Origin of the sequence: Vibrio sp. SS-MA-C1-2, assembly GCF_021513135.1 — a bacterium.
Lineage (GTDB): Bacteria > Pseudomonadota > Gammaproteobacteria > Enterobacterales > Vibrionaceae.
The window spans coordinates 783,187-805,746 of record NZ_CP090981.1; the positions used below are offsets into that span (position 1 = coordinate 783,187).

Annotated in this window: 15 protein-coding genes and 2 pseudogenes; 10 read left to right on the forward strand and 7 right to left on the reverse strand. The window is 39.3% G+C overall.

What is annotated here, in order from left to right; translation table 11 throughout:
- Positions 1 to 98: 98 nt before the first annotated feature.
- From L0B53_RS08250 to brnA, 4 genes are all read left to right on the forward strand, one after another.
- Complete coding sequence (locus L0B53_RS08250) at positions 99 to 368, forward strand: DUF1778 domain-containing protein (RefSeq protein ID WP_235061619.1); 270 nt, start codon at positions 99 to 101, stop codon at positions 366 to 368.
- On the forward strand, positions 365 to 895 hold the full coding sequence (locus tag L0B53_RS08255) for a GNAT family N-acetyltransferase (RefSeq protein ID WP_235061620.1): 531 nt from the start codon (positions 365 to 367) through the stop codon (positions 893 to 895). The genes L0B53_RS08250 and L0B53_RS08255 overlap by 4 nt, the downstream gene beginning before the upstream one ends.
- Before the next feature lie 166 nt (positions 896 to 1,061).
- Complete coding sequence (locus L0B53_RS08260) at positions 1,062 to 1,328, forward strand: BrnT family toxin (RefSeq protein WP_235061621.1); 267 nt, start codon at positions 1,062 to 1,064, stop codon at positions 1,326 to 1,328.
- The gene (brnA, locus tag L0B53_RS08265; RefSeq protein WP_235061622.1) at positions 1,315 to 1,560 is read left to right on the forward strand and encodes a type II toxin-antitoxin system BrnA family antitoxin; all 246 of its coding nucleotides are present in this window, start codon (positions 1,315 to 1,317) and stop codon (positions 1,558 to 1,560) included. The genes L0B53_RS08260 and brnA overlap by 14 nt, the downstream gene beginning before the upstream one ends.
- 71 nt (positions 1,561 to 1,631) lie before the next feature.
- On the opposite strand, the pseudogene L0B53_RS19575 reads toward brnA, so the two are convergent.
- The 3 genes and pseudogenes from L0B53_RS19575 to msrA form a co-directional block, all read right to left on the reverse strand.
- Positions 1,632 to 1,940 (reverse strand): annotated as a pseudogene (locus tag L0B53_RS19575) (hypothetical protein); the annotation flags it as partial.
- A 94-nt stretch (positions 1,941 to 2,034) separates the two neighbouring features.
- Positions 2,035 to 2,595 (reverse strand): YtfJ family protein, encoded by a 561-nt coding sequence (locus L0B53_RS08275; RefSeq protein WP_235061623.1) that lies wholly within the window; start codon positions 2,593 to 2,595, stop codon positions 2,035 to 2,037.
- A 115-nt stretch (positions 2,596 to 2,710) separates the two neighbouring features.
- Positions 2,711 to 3,292, reverse strand: coding sequence for a peptide-methionine (S)-S-oxide reductase MsrA (gene msrA / locus L0B53_RS08280; protein WP_235061624.1), 582 nt, complete (start codon positions 3,290 to 3,292; stop codon positions 2,711 to 2,713).
- Positions 3,293 to 3,490: 198 nt separating this feature from the next.
- Between msrA and L0B53_RS08285 the strand changes: the two genes are divergently transcribed.
- The 4 genes and pseudogenes from L0B53_RS08285 to metA all read left to right on the forward strand — a co-directional run bounded on the left by L0B53_RS08285 (position 3,491) and on the right by metA (position 10,045).
- Positions 3,491 to 5,233: an autotransporter assembly complex family protein gene (locus L0B53_RS08285; protein WP_235061625.1), complete on the forward strand. Its 1,743-nt coding sequence runs from the start codon at positions 3,491 to 3,493 to the stop codon at positions 5,231 to 5,233.
- A gap of 1 nt (position 5,234) precedes the next feature.
- Positions 5,235 to 6,572 carry a hypothetical protein gene (locus tag L0B53_RS08290; protein WP_235061626.1) on the forward strand — a complete coding sequence of 446 codons (1,338 nt, stop codon included), beginning with the start codon at positions 5,235 to 5,237 and terminating at the stop codon, positions 6,570 to 6,572.
- Complete coding sequence (locus tag L0B53_RS08295) at positions 6,539 to 9,025, forward strand: translocation/assembly module TamB domain-containing protein (protein ID WP_235061627.1); 2,487 nt, start codon at positions 6,539 to 6,541, stop codon at positions 9,023 to 9,025. The genes L0B53_RS08290 and L0B53_RS08295 overlap by 34 nt, the downstream gene beginning before the upstream one ends.
- Before the next feature lie 82 nt (positions 9,026 to 9,107).
- Positions 9,108 to 10,045: pseudogene (gene metA / locus L0B53_RS08300) on the forward strand (homoserine O-succinyltransferase).
- Between the two features lie 157 nt (positions 10,046 to 10,202).
- Here the strand turns inward: metA and L0B53_RS08305 are convergent.
- On the reverse strand, positions 10,203 to 11,492 hold the full coding sequence (locus L0B53_RS08305) for a sodium:proton antiporter (RefSeq protein ID WP_235061628.1): 1,290 nt from the start codon (positions 11,490 to 11,492) through the stop codon (positions 10,203 to 10,205).
- 323 nt (positions 11,493 to 11,815) lie between these two features.
- Here L0B53_RS08305 and metH point away from each other — a divergent pair, with 323 nt between their 5' ends.
- Both metH and L0B53_RS08315 read left to right on the forward strand, forming a co-directional pair.
- Positions 11,816 to 15,499, forward strand: coding sequence for a methionine synthase (gene metH / locus L0B53_RS08310; RefSeq protein WP_235061629.1), 3,684 nt, complete (start codon positions 11,816 to 11,818; stop codon positions 15,497 to 15,499).
- A 91-nt stretch (positions 15,500 to 15,590) separates the two neighbouring features.
- Positions 15,591 to 15,959 (forward strand): MazG nucleotide pyrophosphohydrolase domain-containing protein, encoded by a 369-nt coding sequence (locus L0B53_RS08315; RefSeq protein WP_235062203.1) that lies wholly within the window; start codon positions 15,591 to 15,593, stop codon positions 15,957 to 15,959.
- Between the two features lie 113 nt (positions 15,960 to 16,072).
- Here the strand turns inward: L0B53_RS08315 and lysC are convergent, their stop codons facing one another.
- The 3 genes from lysC to uvrA form a co-directional block, all read right to left on the reverse strand.
- Complete coding sequence (gene lysC / locus L0B53_RS08320; RefSeq protein ID WP_260115571.1) at positions 16,073 to 17,428, reverse strand: lysine-sensitive aspartokinase 3; 1,356 nt, start codon at positions 17,426 to 17,428, stop codon at positions 16,073 to 16,075.
- A gap of 166 nt (positions 17,429 to 17,594) precedes the next feature.
- Positions 17,595 to 19,373 carry a PglL family O-oligosaccharyltransferase gene (locus tag L0B53_RS08325; protein ID WP_235061630.1) on the reverse strand — a complete coding sequence of 593 codons (1,779 nt, stop codon included), beginning with the start codon at positions 19,371 to 19,373 and terminating at the stop codon, positions 17,595 to 17,597.
- 264 nt (positions 19,374 to 19,637) lie between these two features.
- The gene (uvrA, locus tag L0B53_RS08330; protein ID WP_235061631.1) at positions 19,638 to 22,463 is read right to left on the reverse strand and encodes an excinuclease ABC subunit UvrA; all 2,826 of its coding nucleotides are present in this window, start codon (positions 22,461 to 22,463) and stop codon (positions 19,638 to 19,640) included.
- Positions 22,464 to 22,560 lie beyond the last annotated feature (97 nt).

The window sequence follows — 22,560 nt, forward strand, 5'->3', positions numbered from 1 at the left end:
AAATTAAATCCGTATAATCTCCGTACAGTTTGCGCTTTGGTTGTGTAAAACTTATACTAAATTAATGACGGAATAAATCCGTACCATTGGAGGTTTTTATGGCGAATGCAAGACTTGATATCCGTTTAGATGAAGAAATCAAAGCGAAAGCTGAGAAAGCATCAGCACTACTTGGTTTAAAAAGCTTAACTGAATACGTTGTTCGTCTAATGGATGAAGATGCAACTCAGGTGATCTCTGAACATGAATGCATCAAGGTTGAAACAAATGTATTTGATCAGTTCATGATGGCTTGTGATGAGGCTAAGGCTCCGAATAACGCATTACTTGAGGCTGCTGAATTTACTAAAAATGGTGACTTTAAGTGAGTTATTCCAAGACGTTTAAAGAATTGGATAAATCACAACACGATAGGGTTTCATTTGACTGTGGTGAAAAAGAGTTAAATGACTTTATCAAAACTAAAGCCGCTAAACAGATGCAAGCCGGCATTAGCCGTACAATGGTTTTGCCTGCATCTGTGCCTCTACCAAATCAAAAGTATCCAATTTGTTCGTTTTATAGTATTGCACCAAGTTCAATTAGCCGTGATGCATTGCCACAAAAAGTGGCTAAAAAATTACCACGCTATCCAATTCCTGTTTTTCTTTTAGCTCAACTTGCGGTTCATAAAGAATTTCAAGGAAGCGGGCTAGGTAAAGTAAGCTTAATTAAAGCGCTTGAATATCTTTGGGAAATCAATTCTCACATGAGAGCTTATGCCATCGTGGTTGATTGTTTAACTGAACAAGCGGAGTCATTTTATGCGAAATATGGCTTCGACGTTCTTTGTGAAATCAATGGTCGTGTAAGAATGTTCATTCCGATGAAAACAGTTGGCCAGTTATTCACTTAGGAGTAAAGTGAAAGAGCGAAGTATTGCATTATTAATTATTTTAGGTGTATATATTCTAAATTTTTAGAGAATTAAAGTGCATTTTTCGACCTAGTAACTATTCACCATCTTTTCGACATATTATCAAAAGTTGCCTTTTGAGTATTAATGGTATAATTTTAACACTATGGGTGATTTTGAATTTGATGAAATTAAGAGTAACTCGAATCTTAAAAAACATGGTTTGGATTTCAATGTAGCTCAATTACTTTGGAATGATCCTGATTTAATTGAGATCCCAGTAAATACTCACGATGAACCAAGATATATTGTAATAGGTATGCTTAATGGCAAACATTGGACAGGCGTTATTACATATCGAGGTCAAAATATCCGAATAATTTCGGTTCGACGCTCAAGAAAAGGTGAGGTAAAGATTTATGAAAGCGAATGAATTTGATGCAAAATTTGACGATGGCCAAGATATCCTAGGCGATCTAGATTTATCTAAATCTAAGCGTCCAATGCAAAGTCAAAAACGAGTAAATGTTGATTTTCCTACATGGATGATTGAATCATTAGATCGTGAGGCTAATCGTGTTGGTGTAACCCGCCAATCGATTATTAAAGTTTGGTTAGCTGAAAAGTTAGAAAGTGTAGCGGCGAATCACACAGCAAACCACTGATATCAAAACGGTTAAAAAATGTATCAATACGATTTACTACACTCATACTTCAGGTTCTCGGGTGAACATCTTTAAGAATAAGATGTAGCGACTAATCGTTTTCTCAGCGCATCTATGAAGTAACCATTCATCAAAACCTTTCCCTTTATACTTGAAGTCGCTCGGTTGTTGGCTATGCTCGCTCGCCCAATCATATAGTACATCTATACTCATGGGGCCTCACTTACTTGCCGCCTACTAGCAGCTCCAATTATTTTAGGTATATATCGTTCATCAATAGTAAGGTGAGCAATAAGACCACCTGAAGTTGAAGACTGGTGCTTTTTTTATAACTTTCCTGCTAGTGCATTTAGGTCAAAGGGTAGCCATAAGCGATAAAAAAACCGCGAATGCTTTAACTAAAAATAGTTTAAGTATTCGCGGTTTTTTATTGGACGTATTAACAAGTCTGTTTGTTGAGTATTAACAACAACGCTACTTTTTAGCAATCTCGGCTTTAACTAAATCCATTGCGTGTTTTACTTCGTCAGCAGATAGTAGTCCCTCTTTAACAAAAAGCACCTTCCCCGCTTTATCCAGCACAATGATTGCCGAGTTTTTCTTCTCTAACTGCCATGCTTTTTGTACTTTACCATCGGAGTCTAAAACCACAGAAGACCAATAGAAGTCCTCTTTACTTGTTTTAGCTGATGACTTAACAAAAGCACCGGTTCCCCAAACCGCATCATCTTGGTTGACGATTGTCGTTGTTTGATAGCTACCTTCAGGGAATTTCGCTGCGGTAATTGCATCGATGGTCGCAGAGTTAAGCTCTTTTGCTGCAGTACGGCCAGCAATTGCTTGAATAATTCTTACTTTTCCTGGTAGTTCTGAGCTGTTCCAAGTTGTATAGCTGATATCACCATCTGTTAGTAGTAGTTCACCATAATCAGAAACAGTGACGGCCGGTAATGGTTGGCCAACCTTTAAATTATTAGCTGAAACTGAAAAAGAGAAAGCGAATAAACTCAAGATTAATAGCAGTTTGTTCTTCATTTTATATTCCTACAGTAGAATTTATTAAGATATAAATATCCGCTATAGGATTGTTGATAATATTAGAGATGTCAAATTTCGTGCTTAAAAATCACTGTAACTTTACTAATGATGACTAGGCTGGATAGCAAACGCCTGAACCACCTAAACCACAATAACCTGCTGGATTTTTACTTAAATATTGCTGATGTTCTTCTTCTGCAAGGAAAAATTCAGAGACTAATTTAATTTCAGTGGTAATCGGTGAGCTGTCACCATTGGCGATTAATGCTTGTTGATAGTGTTTTAAACTTTCTTCGGCTAAAGCTAAATCCTCTGAATTATGAGGATAGATAGCAGAACGGTACTGGCTACCAATATCATTCCCCTGACGCATTCCTTGAGTGGGAATATGATTCTGCCAAAAAAGTGCCAATAGTTCGTTTAATGAAATGATCTTAGGATCAAAGATAACTCGAACCACTTCAGCATGATCTGTTGTGTCGGTACAAACGTCTTTATAAGTCGGGTTTTCCGTTGTGCCAGCGGAATATCCCACCATCGTTAAATAGACACCATCTTGCTGCCAAAATAGGCGCTCAGCTCCCCAAAAACAGCCCATTGCTACTGTGATTGCTTGACATTCCTTTGGTGTAGATGTCTCTAATGGGCGATTAAAGATATGGTGAAGCATTGTTTTATTTGGTTGAGATGACATAACAACTCCATGTTGAATCAAATGTGAGATAAATTAGATATACTATTATTTATAGCTTTCTATACGTTGTAGCACATTAATATATCGACGAAAATAGCGAAACCTTATATTGTTGGTATATTATTAAATATATTAATTTCAATTACCGACAAGTAATGAGTGTGTTTAATGATGAACAGTTAAAATAGCAGCCAAATAATGAAAAATATCGTTCCCATCGCTACTCAAAAAATATTACTTCGTTATCTGTTATTAACGTCTTTATTACTTTGTCCAATTCTCTCTTCAGCAAAAACAGTCTATCAGCTTAAAGGTCTGAGTGATGAGCTAACAGTCAATGTCGATGCGCATATTAAGGGACTTCCTGAAGATGACTTTAATACCTCTAAACAATTTCAAGCTCGATTAGCTGAAGCGGTAAGAAGTGCACTTCAAGCTGATGGCTACTATGAACCTATTATTAATATCACGATAGATTCCAGTGGGCGACATGCGGTCGGAACGATTAATGTTTCAGCTGGCAAACCTGTTCGTTATCAAGAGATTGATATTGTTTTTGATTCTTTTGCTTTAGATGACCCTAATTTTAAAAAAGTGCTTAAAGGTGCACCTAAAAAAGGCGATATTCTCAATCATAAAAAATACGATAATATAAAAAAACAGCTACAAAGAATTGCCTCTAAAAAAGGTTATTTTGACGCGAAATTTATTAAAAAAAGGTTAGAAGTCGCACCTTCTCGTCATATGGCTTTTCTAAAGTTAGAGTTTCATTCCGGGCATCGTTATAACTTTGGTCCCGTAACGTTTACTGGTAGCCAAATTGAGCAAGATCGCTTGTCTAGTTTAACGCCTTTCAATGAAGGTGATCCTTACCTATCAACCAAACTGGGTGAATTTAATCAATCATTATCAGGTAGCAGTTGGTTCTCTTCTATCGTTGTCAGTGGCGATACGGATAATATGGCGGGTTATGAACTGCCAATCGATGTTCAACTTGCACCCAGTAAGCGAAATAAGGTCGAAGTCGGTATCGGTTACTCTACCGATGTTCAAACTCGATTGAAATTAAATTGGGATAAACCTTGGATCAATGCACAAGGACACAGTTTACACTCGGCATTTTCTCTCTCTAAACCTGAACAACTGGCCGAGTTTAGTTATAAAATTCCTCTTGAAGATGTCTTAAAAGATTATTATCAATTCCAGTTAGGTTTTAAAGGGGTTGATAATCTAGATACCGATAGCCAAGAATATACCTTCGGCTTTGAACGGGATTGGATCTTTGATAATGATTGGCATCGTACTGCGTTTTTGCGTATCTCATATGAAGACTATATTCAGGCAGATGAAGAAGATGAGACCTTACTTTTAATGCCAGGGCTGACCTATACTCGTACACAGCTACAGAAAAAACCGATGCCTGATTGGGGTAATAAGCAACAGATGACCTTAGAGCTCTCAGATCCTACTTGGGGGTCGGATACGCGTTTTGCACGTGTTCAATTAGGTACCGCATGGATTCAAGGAAATAACAATAATCGAGGTTTATTTCGCCTCGATGCGGGTGCAGTTTTTATTGATGATATAACTAATGCTCCACCTTCTATCCGTTTTTTCGTTGGTGGTGATAATAGTATCCGAGGTTATCGTTATGAGTCGATTGCACCAAAAGATAGTGATGATCAATTGATCGGTGGTCAATACCAAACGACTTCCTCTTTAGAATATCAACGTCGGATTATGGGTAAGTGGTGGGGAGCGCTTTTCTTTGATATTGGTAGTGCTTGGACTGATGCTCCTATTTGGTATAAAGGAACGGGTGTTGGTGTTAGATGGGCCTCGCCAGTAGGACCGGTGCGAATTGATTTAGCATGGGGACTTGATGCACCAAAAGATGATGCTCAGTATCAAATACACTTCTCATTAGGGCCTGAACTTTAATATGGTTAAATTTATTAAACGCCTAACATTAATTATCATATTACTGATCTCTTTGATTTTCGCTTTTTCCACTTGGTTGTTGTTTACTGAATTAGGGTCACAATTAATACGCAGTGCAGTTAACCATTATGTACCCGTAGTGAATATTGATAGCATTGATGGCGCGTTATTAACTGAATCTAAAATTGAAGGGATTACGGTTAAGAGTGATGGCTTGAGTATTCGAGTACAAGAATTACAGCTAAAACTTAATATTAAATCTTTATTCATGGGGCGAGTGAGTGCTGATAAGCTGTATGCCTTAGGGGTTTATGTGGGTTATCAAGATAATACTGACGATAATTATCATGATGATTCAACCGAAAAAGATGAAAGTGCTCCATTTCGTTTCCCTATCACTATTGATTCACCCGATATTAAACTCACTGACGTGAGCCTAGATATTTTGGGAACAAAGTTAAATTGGCAGTCATTGAATACCGGTCTTAAATTACAACGACAAAATATTATTGTTACCAATGGTCAGTGGCATACCATTGGATTACAGTTACCTGCTGACCCTAAACCTGACCCAAAGAATACAACCGCTAACTCTAATAGCAAAAAATCTAGCAGCACAAAATCGACTTCGCCTATGGTGTTACCTGAAGTGGTATTACCGTTGACAATTAAACTCGATAATCTCGATATCACTCAATTTATTTATCAAGGAACGGAAGGCGATAATTCTGATCCAGTGATTGTTAATCGACTTCAAATTACCGCATTTGCCAAAGATGAAGATATCTCTATCAATAAGATGAAGCTGGATATGGCCGATCTGGATCTTGAAGGTAAAGCGGCGATAACCCTGAAAGATAACTATCCTCTAGCGCTAAATTTAAACAGCAGGTTTAAAGACTCCACCTTGAAAGATTACCAAGTCATATTAAAAACCAAAGGTGATCTGACTGATTTAGATGTTGATTCAAAACTCACCACGACAAAGCCATCTAAAACGGATCTTAGTTTGACAGGGCAAGTTAATCTGTTAGATCCAAATATTCCTTTCGATGCAGTATTAGTGAGCCGTTATTTTCAGTGGCCATTGCAAGGTCAAGCCGATTACCAGCTTCATAATAGTAATGTTAGCGTTCAAGGTGATCTTACGCGTTATGGTTATCACTTATCGACGACAGCTGAAGGCAAAGAGATCCCTAAAGCAAAATTAGCCGCTTCAGGCAGTGGAGATATTGATCAAATTAAGCTCGATCAATTAAAACTTGATGGGCTTGGAGGCACAATTCAGGGGCGGGCACACTTTTCTTGGCAATACCCAATGCGTTGGGGGGGGAGTTAACGGCAGATAATATTAACCCACAACTTTATTGGCCTGATATTGCTGCTGTACTTTCTGGTGACATTTCAACAACAGGAAAATTAGAAGAGAATGGCAGTTGGTTGGTTGATATCCCTAAGGCTAAAATTAATGGCTTATATCAAAAACTTCCTCTAGATTTAGCTGGTGATTTAAAAGTTTACGCGACTGATCAACAAGATATTCCAACTTTTATCAGTCAAGGACTAAAACTCGTCCATGGTGATAATCATCTGATTGCTAAAGGAGCGTTAAAAAAACAGTTAGCACTCTCTTTAGATATCAATGCACCGAACTTAACCAGCTCAATTCCTGATGCTGGTGGTTCTATTGTTGGTAAAGTTGATATTAAAGGCTCGGTGAATAATCCTCAGGCAGTGGTGGATCTTACTGCGAATCAATTCTCTTGGCAGAAGTTGGTTTCATTAAAGCAGTTAAAGTTACAAGGAAAAATAGAGCAAAGTAAATTAATTGCTGGAGATCTTAAACTTGATATTGTTGAGTTAAATATGGAAGGGGAGTCAATTCAGTCATTAAGTGCCTCTTTATCTGGTGATGAAAATGAGCACAACTTATCGGTGGAGGCGAAAGGTAAGCCTGTTGGTGTAAATATTAAATTGAAGGGAAAGCTCAATCGTGAAACCGGTTGGCAAGGAACATTCGCTAAAAATAGTATTATCACTCCCGTAGGCCAATGGACAATTGATAAAAACAGTCAATTTAATCTGCTCTTTAAAGAAGAAAAAATCACCACTAATAATCATTGCTGGCGACAAAATAATGGAACAATCTGCTTTAACGATGCGTCTATTTCTCTTGCTGGAGAAAAAAGCCAGAGCCATGTTGTAATCAATCAGCTGTCATTAAAAGCATTACAACCTCTTTTGCCAGCTCACTTAACTCTCAACACCATACTTAATGGTGATGTTTTAGCGCAATGGGGAGGAGATGAAAAACCTCAATTAAAAGGAAAGCTAACCACCAAAGAGGGCGAGCTAAAGCGTAATACAACAGCAACTACATTGATAGCATGGAATGACATAACATTAACGAGTCAATTTAAAGGACAGCAACTCGAACTCGATTTTATGATCGATCTGCAAGATAACGGCAGTGTTAAAAGTCAGTTGATTATTGACGATCTCTTTGCTGCGAATAAACCCTTAAAAGGGCAGTTGGTTATTGATAACGTAAACATTCATCGCTTCTCAAATTTACTGGATGATGGAGCTCAACTTTCAGGAGAGTTAAATAGCCAGCTCATGTTAGGAGGTACGCTATTAAAGCCTGAAGTCAAAGGAGATTTAAATCTCAGCACCTTAGTTTTTAATAGTGTCATTTCACCTTTGGTGGTGAATGATGGTTACATCGATCTTAAGCTTCATGGTTATGATGCAGACTTGAAGAGTGAGATCACCACCAATGAAGGAAAGCTAGATATTACAGGGACTGGAGACTGGCGAGACCTTAAAGCCTGGGAAGCGAAGTTATTTGTAAATAGTAAAGCATTGGAAGTGAAAGTGGATTCCTTGGTTGATCTTAAACTCACGTCTGATATTGAGATTAATGCCAAACCTGGTCGAACTTATGTTACTGGAGATCTCTCTATTCCTTGGGGGCGAATCGAGGTGAGTAAGATTCCAGAAGGGGCATACTCTGTTAGTGATGACCAAGTATTATTAGATGAGCAGTTAAAACCCATACAAGATGAGGCTGCCACCAAGTTTAATATTGATGCAGATATTAAATTAGATATTGGTGATGATGTCAGAATTAAAGCTTTCGGCTTAAAAGGTAATCTGGCTGGACGATTACAGATCAAACAGAATCGTGGTGAACCTCGAGTTGTTGGTCATATCAATGTTGAAAAAGGGACATATAACTCCTTTGCTCAAGACTTGGTGATTCGAAAAGGAAAGCTGCTTTTTAATGGTCCTCTTGATCAGCCATTTTTAGAGGTAGAAGCGATTAGAAATCCAGCCAATACCAACGATGATGTGATTGCTGGTATTCGGGTTAATGGTTCTATTGATGATCCAACGGTTGAAGTCTTCTCTGAACCAAGCTTACCTCAAACTGAAGCGCTCTCTTATTTAGTGCGAGGACGTAAACTTGATAGTGATAGCGGTAATAACTCGATGACAACGGCACTATTAGGGATGGGATTATCACGTAGTGGTAAGTTGGTTAATCAGATTGGTGATGCATTTGGTGTTGATCAATTAGCTCTCGATACCGAAGGTTCTGGGGATTCATCTCAAGTCACTGTCAGTGGCTATGTTACTGATGACTTACAAGTTAAATACGGTGTTGGGCTATTTAATTCATTAGGGGAGTTCACGTTACGATATCGAGTTTTAGAAGATCTCTACTTAGAAGCTGTGTCAGGATTAGACAGTGCGGTGGATATTCTTTATCAGTTTAATTTTGATTAATTATTTTCAGGACTCGACATTAAGAGATTGGCAATATAGTATCTAGAAGTCTAGATGTCTATTTGATGGTAAGGAGACCATTATGCCAATTAAAATTCCTGATTTATTGCCTGCTAGCGATATATTACGTAATGAAAATATCTTCGTTATGTCGGAAAGTCGCGCAATGCACCAGGATATTCGTCCACTTAAAGTGCTGTTGCTGAACTTGATGCCAAAGAAGATCGAGACAGAAACTCAGTTTATGCGTTTATTATCAAATAGCCCACTTCAAGTTGATATAGAGTTACTTCGTATTGATAATCGACCAAGTAAGAATACCCCAACCGAGCATTTAAATAACTTTTATCGTCAATTTGAAATGGTCCAAGATCGTAACTTCGATGGCATGATTGTCACTGGGGCACCTTTGGGATTGGTACCATTTGAAGATGTGGTGTATTGGGATCAAATAAAAAAATTCTTACTTGGGCAGAAGATCATGTGGTTTCGACCATGTATGTTTGCTGGGCAGTTCAGGCTGGATTACAACTCCATTATCAATTGGAGAAAAAAACGAGAACGAATAAGTTATCAGGGGTTTTTCAACATCAACTACAGGTTCCTCAACATCCATTATTGCGTGGATTTGATGATGAATTTTTAGCACCACACTCAAGAAATGCTGATTTTCCTGTCGACTTTATTGAGCAACATACCGACTTAGATGTCCTAGCGAGTTCTGATGAAGCAGGTGTCTACCTTGCAGCGAGTAAAAATAAGCGACAAGTGTATGTATCAGGACATCCTGAATATGACCCATTAACCTTAGATGCTGAGTATCAACGAGATTTAGGTGAAGGTATTAGCCCTCAAATTCCTGAAAATTACTATCCTGATAATAACCCTGAAAATAGACCAAAAGCGAGTTGGCGTAGTCATGGCCATCTGCTCTTTTCTAATTGGTTAAATTATTGCGTTTATCAGCAGACACCGTTTGATCTCTCTTCTCTTGATCATAGCTACTTTACGTCTGAGTAGTTTTATTTACGTATGAATAGTTTTATTAGCGTCTGAGTTACTATTTTATGTTTGAATAGCTATTTGTATCTATATTGAAAATAATAAAAAGCTCGGCTTGCTATTTAATAGCAAACTGAGCTTTTTTAGTTTTTAATCAACGTTTTATTGATTTTTATTAATCACTTTTCTTATTCTCTCTTTCCCATATTTTAGCTTTTTCAATCATAGGAATAATCGTTGAGCCTTGTATTAAAATAGAGAAAACTACCACCGAGTAGGTCATCACGAGAATAATTTCTCGGACATCAATGTTCTTCTCTGGAATCACCATCACTCCTGCGGGTACCGACATCGCCATGGCTAATGCTAAGCCACCACGTAGGCCGCCCCAAGTTAATATGCGCTCGGAGTAGTAGTTATATTTACGATGACGTGAGAAGCCGATATAACACATTTTAACACTAAGGTAGCGACCAAGTAGGACTAACGGAATTGCAAGCACCATTAAGATCCAGTCTTCTTGGTGGAATTGGAATTGAAGCATGGTTAGACCGATCAATAAGAATAATATGCAGTTTAAGAACTCATCAATCAATTCCCAAAAGTGATCTAAGTGATCTTCACTCTCTTTAGAGAAGCCAATATAGCGTGTCCAGTTACCAATCATGATACCCGAAACGACCATTGCAAGAGGACCCGAAACATGGATAACTTCAGCAAAGGCATAACCTGCAGTAGGAATACCTAAAGTGAGTAACTGTTCCATTGAGTGATCATTGGTAGAGCTGATTAAATAATGGAAGATAAGCCCTAAAACAAAACCATATAAGATCCCGCCAACGGCTTCATGCAAAAATAACTCAATCACGCCACCGACAGTGGGTGTTTCGCTACCAAATGCAATGGTTAATAACGTCACAAAGATGACTAAACCAAAACCATCGTTAAAGAGAGATTCTCCCTCTACTTGAGTTGAGATTCGACGTGGAGCATCAAGTTTTTTGACAATAGCCAGAACTGCAATGGGATCCGTCGGTGAAATAAGTGCGCCAAAAAGTAAACAATAGATAAAATCAAGTGGGAACCCAAGAAGTTGCACGATACCCCATAAAGCGATACCGATAAAAAAAGTAGAGAATAGAGTCGCACCTAAAGCCAAAGCGGTAATTTCCCACTTTTGATCTTTCATGTGGGGAAGTTTAATTCCTAACCCACCCGCAAAAAGTAGAAATCCTAAAATACCTTGTAAAAGAAAGCTCTGAAAATCAATTTTAACCAATTGGCTTTCAGCAAGTTCTTCGAGATGAAACCAGCCATTATGACCAGCAATAACAATGCCTAATGAGAGGATTATCGCACCCGCAGTAATGGCGATTGTTGTTTGCATTTTACCAATTTTACTGTTGATAAAGGCGATAAACATCGATATCGCGGCGAGAAAACAGAGTGTACTGTAAACCGACATATTTCGTTCCTAGTGATGATTAATCTAGATTGATATCCAAAAGCTTTAGAGCTATTGATGAGTGGCAAGTAAGTGAGAATAACACTTTCGTAACAACCACAATTATAAGGGTATAACTTAAAGAGCTAGAATATAGATCTACTTTGCAATAAAGACTATAAAAAAGAGCAATTAATTAAAAATCATTTCTGATCGTTGTTATTTTTAGCCATCTATACTTCTGTTGCTAATATGTTAGGATGGTGATTAGCGATAGAAATATAAGCAGAATACCTTTTTATATCTAAAATAATTAATGCCATCAAATAAAGGAGTAAGGGTTGATGAGTACTCAATTCAAATGTGATAGGACGTTACAAATTCAAGATGCTTTAGCACAAAGGATCTTAATTATTGATGGTGGCATGGGGACAATGATCCAAGGCTACCAGTTAGAAGAAGCCGATTTTCGTGGTGAGCGCTTTTTAAATTGGACTTTAGATGTCAAAGGTAATAACGACCTATTAGTCTTAACTCAGCCACAAGTGATTACTGAGATCCATGATGCTTATTTGGAAGCTGGCGCTGATATTATCGAAACCAATAGCTTTAATGCGACTTCCATTGCGATGTCTGATTATGAGATGGCAGACATCAGTGCTGAAATTAATTTAGCAGCCGCAAAATTAGCCCGTCAGGCTGCAGATAAGTGGAGTGCGATTACACCCGATAAACCGCGTTATGTTGCCGGTGTTTTAGGACCAACAAATCGTACTTGCTCGATGTCACCAGAAGTTAATGATCCCAGTTTTCGTAATATTGATTTCGATACACTCGTTGAAGCCTATCAAGAGTCAACAAAAGCCTTAATTGAAGGCGGGGCTGATATCATCATGATAGAGACCATCTTCGATACCTTAAACGCTAAAGCAGCGGCCTTTGCGATTGAATCTGTTTTTGAAAAACTTAATTGCCGCTTACCTGTGATGATCTCTGGCACCATTACTGATGCATCAGGACGAACGCTATCGGGGCAAACAACAGAAGCATTGTATAACTCTCTTCGTCATATTAACCCTCTCTCATTTGGTTTGAACTGTGCATTAGGCCCTGCTGAACTACGCCAGTACTTGGTTGATCTTTCGAATATTAGTGAATGTGCGGTCTCTGTGCATCCAAATGCCGGTCTACCAAATGCTTTTGGTGAGTATGACTTAGAGCCTGAGGAGATGGCAGCCCATATTAAAGAGTGGGCAGAGAGTGGCATTGTGAATATTGTCGGTGGCTGTTGTGGCACAACGCCAGAACACATTAAAGCTATCGCTGAATCGGTAGCAAATGTCACGCCAAGGGTTGCGGCTGATCTCCCCGTTATCTGTCGTTTATCTGGTTTAGAACCACAAAACATTACCGCTGAAACGTTATTTGTCAATGTCGGTGAGAGAACAAATGTTACTGGTTCTGCGCGTTTTAAACGTCTTATTCGTGATGAACTTTACGATGAAGCATTAGATGTTGCTCGTCAACAAGTAGAAAGTGGCGCTCAGATTATTGATATCAATATGGATGAGGGAATGCTCGACACTAAAGCGTGTATGGTTCGTTTCCTCAATTTAATTGCTTCTGAGCCTGATATCTCTCGTGTGCCAATCATGATTGACTCCTCAAAATGGGATGTCCTTGAAGCTGGGTTAAAGTGTGTTCAAGGTAAAGGTGTTGTTAACTCTATCTCACTTAAAGAGGGAGAAGAGAACTTTATTCAGCAGGCCAAGTTAATCCGTCGCTATGGTGCGGCAGTGATTGTGATGGCATTTGATGAAGAAGGTCAGGCTGATACCAAAGCTCGTAAAGTGGAGATCTGTACTCGTGCTTATAATGTGCTGGTGGATAAGGTCGGTTTTCCTGCGGAAGATATTATTTTCGATCCCAATATTTTTGCAGTGGCAACAGGCATTGAAGAGCATGATAACTATGCCTTAGATTTTATCGAAGCAACGGCTGAAATTAAACAGACTCTTCCTTATGCGATGATCTCTGGCGGTGTCTCTAATGTCTCTTTCTCTTTCCGTGGAAACAATCCTGTTCGAGAAGCGATTCATGCGGTTTTCCTTTACCATGCGATTAAAGCTGGTATGGATATGGGGATTGTTAATGCAGGACAGTTAGCGATTTATGATGATCTTCCTATTGAGTTAAAAGATGCGGTTGAAGATGTGGTGTTAAATCGCAGAAGTGATGGTACTGAACGTCTCTTAGATATCGCGAATAAATATCGAGATAGTGGGCAGCAAGAGCAAGAGAGTTCAACTCAAGAGTGGCGAAGTTGGTCAGTAGAAAAACGACTAGAACACGGATTAGTTAAAGGCATTACTGAATTTATTGTCGAGGATACTGAAGAAGCACGTTTAAATGCTGAACGTCCTTTACATGTCATCGAAGGTCCTTTGATGGATGGGATGAATGTTGTCGGTGATCTGTTTGGTGAGGGAAAAATGTTTTTGCCTCAAGTGGTGAAATCAGCTCGAGTAATGAAGCAAGCTGTCGCCCACCTTGAACCTTATATTAATGCCAGTAAAGAGCAGGGGCAGAGCAACGGTAAGATCTTATTAGCGACGGTAAAAGGTGATGTTCATGATATCGGTAAGAACATTGTTGGTGTCGTACTGCAATGTAATAACTTTGAGATTATCGATCTTGGGGTGATGGTGCCGTGCGATAAGATCCTTCAAGTCGCTAAAGAAGAGAATGTTGATATTATTGGTCTAAGTGGACTCATTACCCCTTCATTAGATGAGATGGTTTATGTGGCAAAAGAGATGGAGCGTCAAGGATTCGATATCCCATTATTGATTGGTGGCGCAACAACCTCTAAAGCACACACTGCCGTGAAAATTGAGCATAACTATCATGGGCCTGTTGCTTACGTTTCAAATGCTTCACGCGCGGTGGGTGTTTGTAGTTCATTACTATCTGAAGAACATAAACCTCAATTTGTTGAACGATTAACTGCTGAGCACCAAACCGTTCGAGAGCAGCATGCCCGCAAGCGTAAGCCTTCTGTTCCTGTGACTCTGCAACAAGCAAGAGATAACGCTTATTCAATCGATTGGCAGAACTACACGCCACCAAAACCAGTGACAACCGAATCGACGGTGATTGTGAATCAGCCTATTTCTGAGTTGAGAAAATACATTGATTGGACGCCTTTCTTTATGACGTGGTCATTGATGGGGAAATACCCTGCAATCCTTGACCATCCATTAGTGGGTGGGGAAGCGACTAAGCTTTTTGATGACGCCAATACTATGCTCGATCAATTGGAATCAAATGGTGAGATGAGTGCCAATGGTATCTGTGGCATTTTCCCAGCGAATCGTGTTGGCGATGATATTGAAATTTACTATGATGAGAAACGCGATAAGGTACTTAAAACCGTTCACCATTTACGTCAACAGACCAAAAAAGCCAAAGGGGCAAACTACTGTTTAAGTGACTTTGTTGCCCCTAAGTCGAGTGGCAAAGCTGACTGGTTAGGTGCGTTTGCTGTAACAGGCGGGGTAGGTGAGGATGATATTGCTCGTCACTATAAAGAGGCAGGAGATGACTATAATGCGATTATGGTACAAGCCATCGCTGACCGTTTAGCTGAAGCCTTTGCGGAATATCTTCATCAACAAGTGAGAATCAAGCAGTGGGGGTTTGCTGCAGATGAGCAATTGAGTAACGATGATCTTATCCGTGAAAAGTATCAAGGTATTCGTCCTGCTCCGGGTTATGCTGCTTGTCCTGAGCATACCGAGAAAGAAGCTATTTGGCAGCTTTTAGGTGTTGAAGAGAATATTGGTATGAAGCTGACTGAAAGTTTTGCTATGTGGCCGGGGGCTTCAGTTTCAGGTTGGTATTTCTCTCACCCTGAAAGCCGTTATTTTGCTGTGGCTCAGATTCAACCGGATCAAGCTGAAGAGTATCGACAACGAAAAGATTGGCAACAGAGTGATATTGATAAATGGCTAGCGCCTAATCTGTAGACTAAACAGCAAGGCTCTTTTTATAAGAGCCTTTTTTATTTTATACTCATCATTAAAATAAAAAGTATAAAACTTAATGGAGGTGATAATGATGAATGACTTAAATCGACTATTGGAAATTGCACGTTATAAGTCAACGATTAATCAAAAAGATAATTGGTCTAATCGATCTGATATCTATTTAGTTGAGATCAAAAAAGAGGTTGATGAAGTCGCTGAAGAGTTACCTAAAAATCGCCGCTGTTATTTAGAAGATGAATTAGCAGATGTGTTGTGGGACTACAGTAACCTGTTATTGGCCTTAGAAGAAGAGGTGGGGATTGATCCTCAGTCAGTGATTGCAAGAGCTTGTAATAAATACCAAGAGAGAGTCGCCGCATTAGAGTCGGGTGAAGGCTGGAAAGCAGTCAAAGAAAGACAGCAAGCGAAATTAGCTCTTGAGTTAGCACAAGAGAGTTGAGTCAATTATCGCTTGATTAACTGGATAAAGAAAATAGCGTTAATACTTCCATTTCCAACGAGACATTTCCAACGAGGAAGTTATAAGAGATATTAACGCTTTTATCTGTTTTTTTATTCAAACAGAGCTTGATGAAGCTCTTTTACCACATTTTTCGCATCGGTTTCATTGACTAAGAAACAGAGGTTATGTGGACTTGCACCGTAACAAATCATTCGTAAATTATAATCTTCCAATGTACCAAAGACCTGTTTTCCCGCTCCCTTAGTTGAACTCATTGAGTTACCAATAAGCGCAACTAAACTGAGATCACTTTCGACTTCAACACGACAAAGCTTAGATAATTCATCAAAAGCCTCTTGAGGAAGTTGTGGCGAGCCTCCACAGGTATCTGGTTGATCTAAGGTTAACGACACACTCACTTCTGATGTGGTAATCAAATCAACGGAGATTTTATGTTGCGCTAAGATAGTGAAGACTTCTGCTAAGAAACCGTAAGAGTGAAACATATTCAAACTATGGAGGGTTATCATCGTCTGATTACCACGTAGTGCAAGCGCTCTGAATAATGGTAGCGTTTCTGACTTCTCTTTTACCCAAGTTCCTCCTGCTTCTGGATCTTTTGAGGAACCAACAAACACGGGGATTTGATGACGAACTGCTGGGATCAAAGTTGAAGGGTGGAGAATTTTCGCCCCAAAGTTTGCCATTTCTGAAGCTTCACTAAAACTAATTTCAGGAATTGGTCGTGCCGCAGGAGCTATTCGAGGATCGGTGGTGTAAATACCTGGAACATCAGTCCAAATTTCTAAACAAGCCGCATTAATACCTTCAGCTAAAAGCGCCGCACTATAGTCACTACCACCACGACCAAGGGTTGTGGTTTTGCCCTCTTGGTCTGAACCAATAAAACCTTGAGAAACAACAATGGCGTTTTCACATGCTGGACGTAAATCGGCCAAACAGTGATTCTTGATTTGTTCAATATCTGGTAGCGCTCGACCAAACTGACTGTCTGTTTTTAATACCTGGCGAATATCAAAACGAACAGCATTGTTTCCTCGTTCTCTCAGAAGTTGAGCAAAAAGGAGAGTGGATAATAATTCGCCACAAGAGACGAGTTGATCAGTTATTTCAGCACTGGTTTTGTTTGCAGCTTGCTCGGAAAATTGAGCGATATCGGCAAGCAATAAATCGATGGTTGGTTTTAGCTCAGATCCTTGGTTTAAGTTACTTAAAACTGAATCATGGATGGCGGTAATTTTGCTAATAATATCTGTTCGTTTTTCTACAGTATCAATACCAGAGGCGAGTTCAACTAATAGGTTAGTGACTCCTGAGCAAGCGCTAATGATGACTAAGCGTGTATTTGGGTTATTTTCAATAATGCTGGCGCTGCGACTCATCGCGGTAAAATCAGCGACGCTCGTGCCACCAAATTTAGCGACGGTTATATTTTGTTGCTTCAATGTCGACTCCCTTAACTATTTAAGCACTTTATTTTTTTACTAATCCATTGAGAAATAATTAATCCAGTCATTTCAGTTCAGATCGGTATTTTTATCCATTACCTAATTGATAATGATTTGTTGATTAAATGTCAATGCTTATATTGGGTTAATGGGTAATTTATCGTTATTGAGATGTCCCGGTTAATGTCTTTAACACATTCTTAGGTGTTGTTTTTGTAGCGTTACTTGGATGATAATCAGGATCGGTGATAGTAAAGTGGTTAAAGAGGTAATTACCTTCTAACTTTATTAGTTCAGCTTGCTGTTGTTGCCCAAGCGCTTGATGAGCTCTAAATAACTGTTGATAGATTTTAGGACGAGGGTGCCTTTTTGCCTGCTCTGTCGCCCAGACAATGTATTCATCGAGTAACTGGCGGTTTTGTGATGCGATACCACGTTCAAGTTTGCTCTCATATTGAATCTGATCAAGGGAGTTTTGCCAAATAATAATCGTGTGAAGACGGCGTTCTAGCTTATTTAAACTAATATCCCCTTGTTGATAACGAACCACATAACTGCCTTGGTATAAGGTTGTCGCCATCAAAAGAAATGTGATTGAAAATAAGATAACACCGAGGACTTTCATTATCTGGTAGTGTTTTAATTCAAACTGTTTACGTTTTGGATTAAGGCTATCAATCCAATAAATTAAAACAATGAAGATGACCCAATGAGGGAGCGATTGGTAAAAAGGGAACTCTAATTGCGTATGAATAACGATAGGGAAAAAAAGCGCGACTAAAGCTAAACGTGTCCCTTTTACTGCTTTTAATATCCGAGATAAGACTAACCATGACGCATAAAGCAAAGCCATTAACGGAATAAGGCCGCCTTCTGAGATCCAGTAAAGAAGTTCATTATGAGGATGGGTAAAGCCAGGTAAGCCATAGTATGGAAGATAATTTGCTTGCTGCCATTGTGCGGTATTAATAATGTATGCAGACTCAAAGTTACCATAACCAACCCCCATCCATGGGTATTCAGCAAAGAGGTGCAAGGTTTGTGGGAATGTATACCAACGAGCACTCTCAAACCCTAAGTGTTGAGAGGGTATTTCACTATTGATATATCCCTCACCAATAATAGTCATCGTTGCCGCGATAACTAATGTTGCCACCCATAAATAGATAAGCTTTTTAGGTGCAAACTTTATTAAATAAGGGATTAAAAGCAGAGAACCCACAAAGGCACCAATCCAGCCAACTCTTGAAAATAGGACGATAAGTAGGGGAATAGTGAGGATTGGAGTGATTAGTAATAGGGTATGACGAAAATTAATTTTCCCACGATACATCGGTACTCTGGCTAACATATAACCTGAAATAACCAACCCGGTTGCAAGAAAGCTAGCCATAAGATTTGAGTGTTGGAAAATACCATATGGGCGATTAGCCAATAGCTCATAACCGCCACTGTTTCGACTATCAAAAAGAAGAAACTGTGCCCAACCCAATACAGCTTCAATCCAAACAGCGACAATAATTAACCATAATATTGCTTGTTTCTGACGGTAGTTAAATGAAAATTGCTGCAATGAAAAGAAGAATAGAACACCAGCCCATAGACCGACTATTCGAGGATAACTTTCAGAAATATTAGCATTACTATAACTAAGAGGGATTGTCAGTAGTATGGCGCAGAAGATCAGTTTGAGGGTTAAGCTGTTATAACGAAGTTTATGTTGTCTGCCAGCTTCAATAAAACCAATTGAGATAGCCGCGGCAATAAAGATCCAGCCAAAGCTGTTAAAAGGAAGAGAAAGTCCAGTCCCCCCTAAATTCCGCATATAGAAGTGCATAGCCGCAACAAAGAATAGCCCTAATGTAATAATTAAGGGTTTTATCAATGGCTTTCGAACGCCTCTTGCTGCTAATGTTGTACCACGTAAATGCAGGATACTCACGAGATTAATCACACTCCATGATGATAAGTTCTTTGATTGTTGCTGATTTAACGCTTAACTTCAATCTAAAGTATACTCTTGATACTTGAAGTCGCTAGGTTGTTGGTTGCACTGATTCGCCTCAATCACATAGTCCGTCTATGCTCATGAGGCTTCATTTTTTTATTTTTTATTGCGCTATTTGCTTTGGATTTTTAAGTAATCTGGATCTTCAAGTTACTTGTTTTCTCAAATAACTTGAGATTTTCAAATAACACAGCATTATTATTTTAATAGTGGTTTTAAGAAGCGAGCTGTATGAGAACCTTTTACTTTCGCTACCTCTTCTGGTGTGCCAGATGCAACAATTTTACCCCCACCATCACCGCCTTCTGGCCCAAGATCAATAATCCAATCTGCAGTTTTAATGACATCAAGATTATGTTCGATCACAATAATAGTATTGCCTTTTTCTCTGAGACGATGAAGTACCGTTAACAGCAGTTGAATATCATGGAAATGAAGCCCGGTTGTTGGTTCATCTAAAATATAAAGGGTTTTTCCTGTGCTGCGCTTTGATAGTTCTTTCGCTAATTTTACACGCTGAGCTTCACCACCAGACAGGGTTGTTGCTGCTTGCCCTAAACAGATATAAGAGAGTCCAACATCAATTAAAGTTTTGAGTTTTCTTGCAATAGCAGGGATTGGTGCAAAGAAAGTATGTGCATCTTCTACCGTCATTGATAGGACTTCATCAATACTTTTGCCTTTGTACTTAATATCTAATGTTTCACGGTTATAACGCTTACTATGACAGGTATCACAAGGGACATAAACATCAGGCAAAAAATGCATCTCGACTTTGATAACGCCATCACCTTGGCAAGCTTCACATCGTCCACCTTTAACATTAAAACTAAATCTTCCTGGTTTATAACCACGAGCTCGGGCTTCTTGGGTACCAGCAAACAGTTCTCGAATCGGAGTAAAGATTCCAGTATAAGTTGCAGGATTTGAACGAGGAGTTCGTCCGATTGGGCTCTGGTTGATATCGATAACTTTATCAAAGTGCGCTAAACCATCGATCTTCTTGTAAGGAGAGGCTTCACCCGTCGTTGCACCATTTAATTGCTGATGAGCTAGAGGATAGAAGGTGTCATTAATCAGCGTTGATTTTCCTGAGCCTGACACGCCAGTGACACAAGTAAAAAGACCCACTGGAATGGTAGCATCGATCTTTTTCAGATTATTGCCACTAGCGCCATAAAGCGTGACCACTTTTTCTGGATCCATGACCGTACGTTCAGTCGGCACTTCAATTTTTTTCTTACCTGATAGATAATCGCCCGTTAATGAACGCTCACTATTAATAATGGTTTTATAATCGCCCTCTGCGACAACCTCACCACCGTGAACCCCAGCTCCGGGACCAATATCAATAATATGGTCAGCAGTTCGAATGGCGTCTTCATCATGCTCAACCACCAAAACCGTATTACCGAGATCGCGAAGATGGGTTAAGGTTTTGAGTAGGCGTTCATTGTCTCGTTGATGCAGACCAATAGAGGGTTCATCAAGTACATACATCACACCAACTAAACCTGCGCCAATTTGACTTGCAAGGCGAATACGTTGTGCTTCACCACCAGATAAAGTGTCTGCACTACGAGATAGATTAAGGTAATTAAGCCCGACATTGACCAAGAAGTGTAAGCGTTCATTAATCTCTTTTAAGATTTTATCCGCAATTTTTGCTCGTTGACCGGTGAGTGCGAGTTGCTTAAAGAAATCTAACGCATCACTGATACTTTTTTCACAAATATCATGAATTGGCGTTTGATCGATAAAGACGTGACGAGCCTCCGAACGAAGTCGTGAACCCTGACAATCACTGCAAGTTTTATTGGCGATAAACTTAGAAAGATCTTCACGTACCGAGTTTGATTCGGTGTCACGATAACGACGATTCATATTATTTAAAATACCTTCAAAAACATGACGACGAATAACAGAATCACCACGATCGTTAGTATATTTAAACTCAATTTCAGTTCTTCCTGATCCTTCTAAGATCACTTTTTGGATCTTGTTTGGAAGTTGAGAAAAAGGCGTTTTAATATCGAACTGATAATGTTCAGCTAAAGACTTCATCATCTGAAAGTAATAAAAATTACGTTTATCCCAGCCTTTAATCGCCCCATCAGCTAAACTCAGATCAGTATTTTGGATCACTTTTGAAGGATCAAAGTATTGTTGTATGCCTAAACCGTCACAGGTTTCACAAGCGCCTGCTGGATTGTTAAAAGAAAAGAGACGAGGCTCTAACTCTTGCATGCTGTAGCCACAGTGCGGACAAGCAAAATTAGCCGAGAATAAGGTATCAGGCTCATTTTTATCATCCATGGAACCTATTTTAACGATTCCGCCTGATAAGGTAATTGCAGTTTCAAAGGACTCAGCCAAGCGTTGCTTAAGATCATCTCTGACTTTAAAGCGATCAACGATGACTTCAATGGTGTGCTTTTTGTGGAGTTCCAATGTGGGTGGATCAGAAAGATCGCAAACTTCACCATCAATACGGGCGCGAATATAGCCTTGTGCAGCGAGGTTTTCTAATGTCTTAGTATGTTCACCTTTACGGCCATCAACAATGGGCGCAAGCAGCATAAGCTTTTTGCCTTGTGGGGCGGTGAGTACATTATCAACCATCTGGCTAATTGTCTGAGCCGCTAGAGGGGCATCATGTTCAGGGCAGCGAGGCTCACCAACACGGGCATAAAGTAGACGTAGATAGTCGTAAATCTCAGTAATGGTTCCTACCGTCGATCGAGGATTATGAGATGTCGATTTCTGCTCAATAGAGATAGCAGGAGAAAGGCCTTCAATATGGTCAATATCAGGCTTTTCCATTAAGGATAAAAATTGACGGGCGTAAGCAGATAGGGACTCAACATATCGACGTTGTCCTTCAGCGTAGAGAGTATCAAATGCTAAAGATGATTTCCCGGATCCTGATAACCCTGTAATCACAATTAACTTATCCCTAGGGATGGTTAAATTGATATTTTTTAGGTTGTGGGTTCTCGCCCCTCTGACTTCAATCTTATCCATTTTACTCGCTTCTCATTTGGCCGTAGTCAATAGAGTATCGCACAGCAATGAAAGTCTGAAAACCGTCACTGTATAAAAAGACAGGTTATTTTTAAAT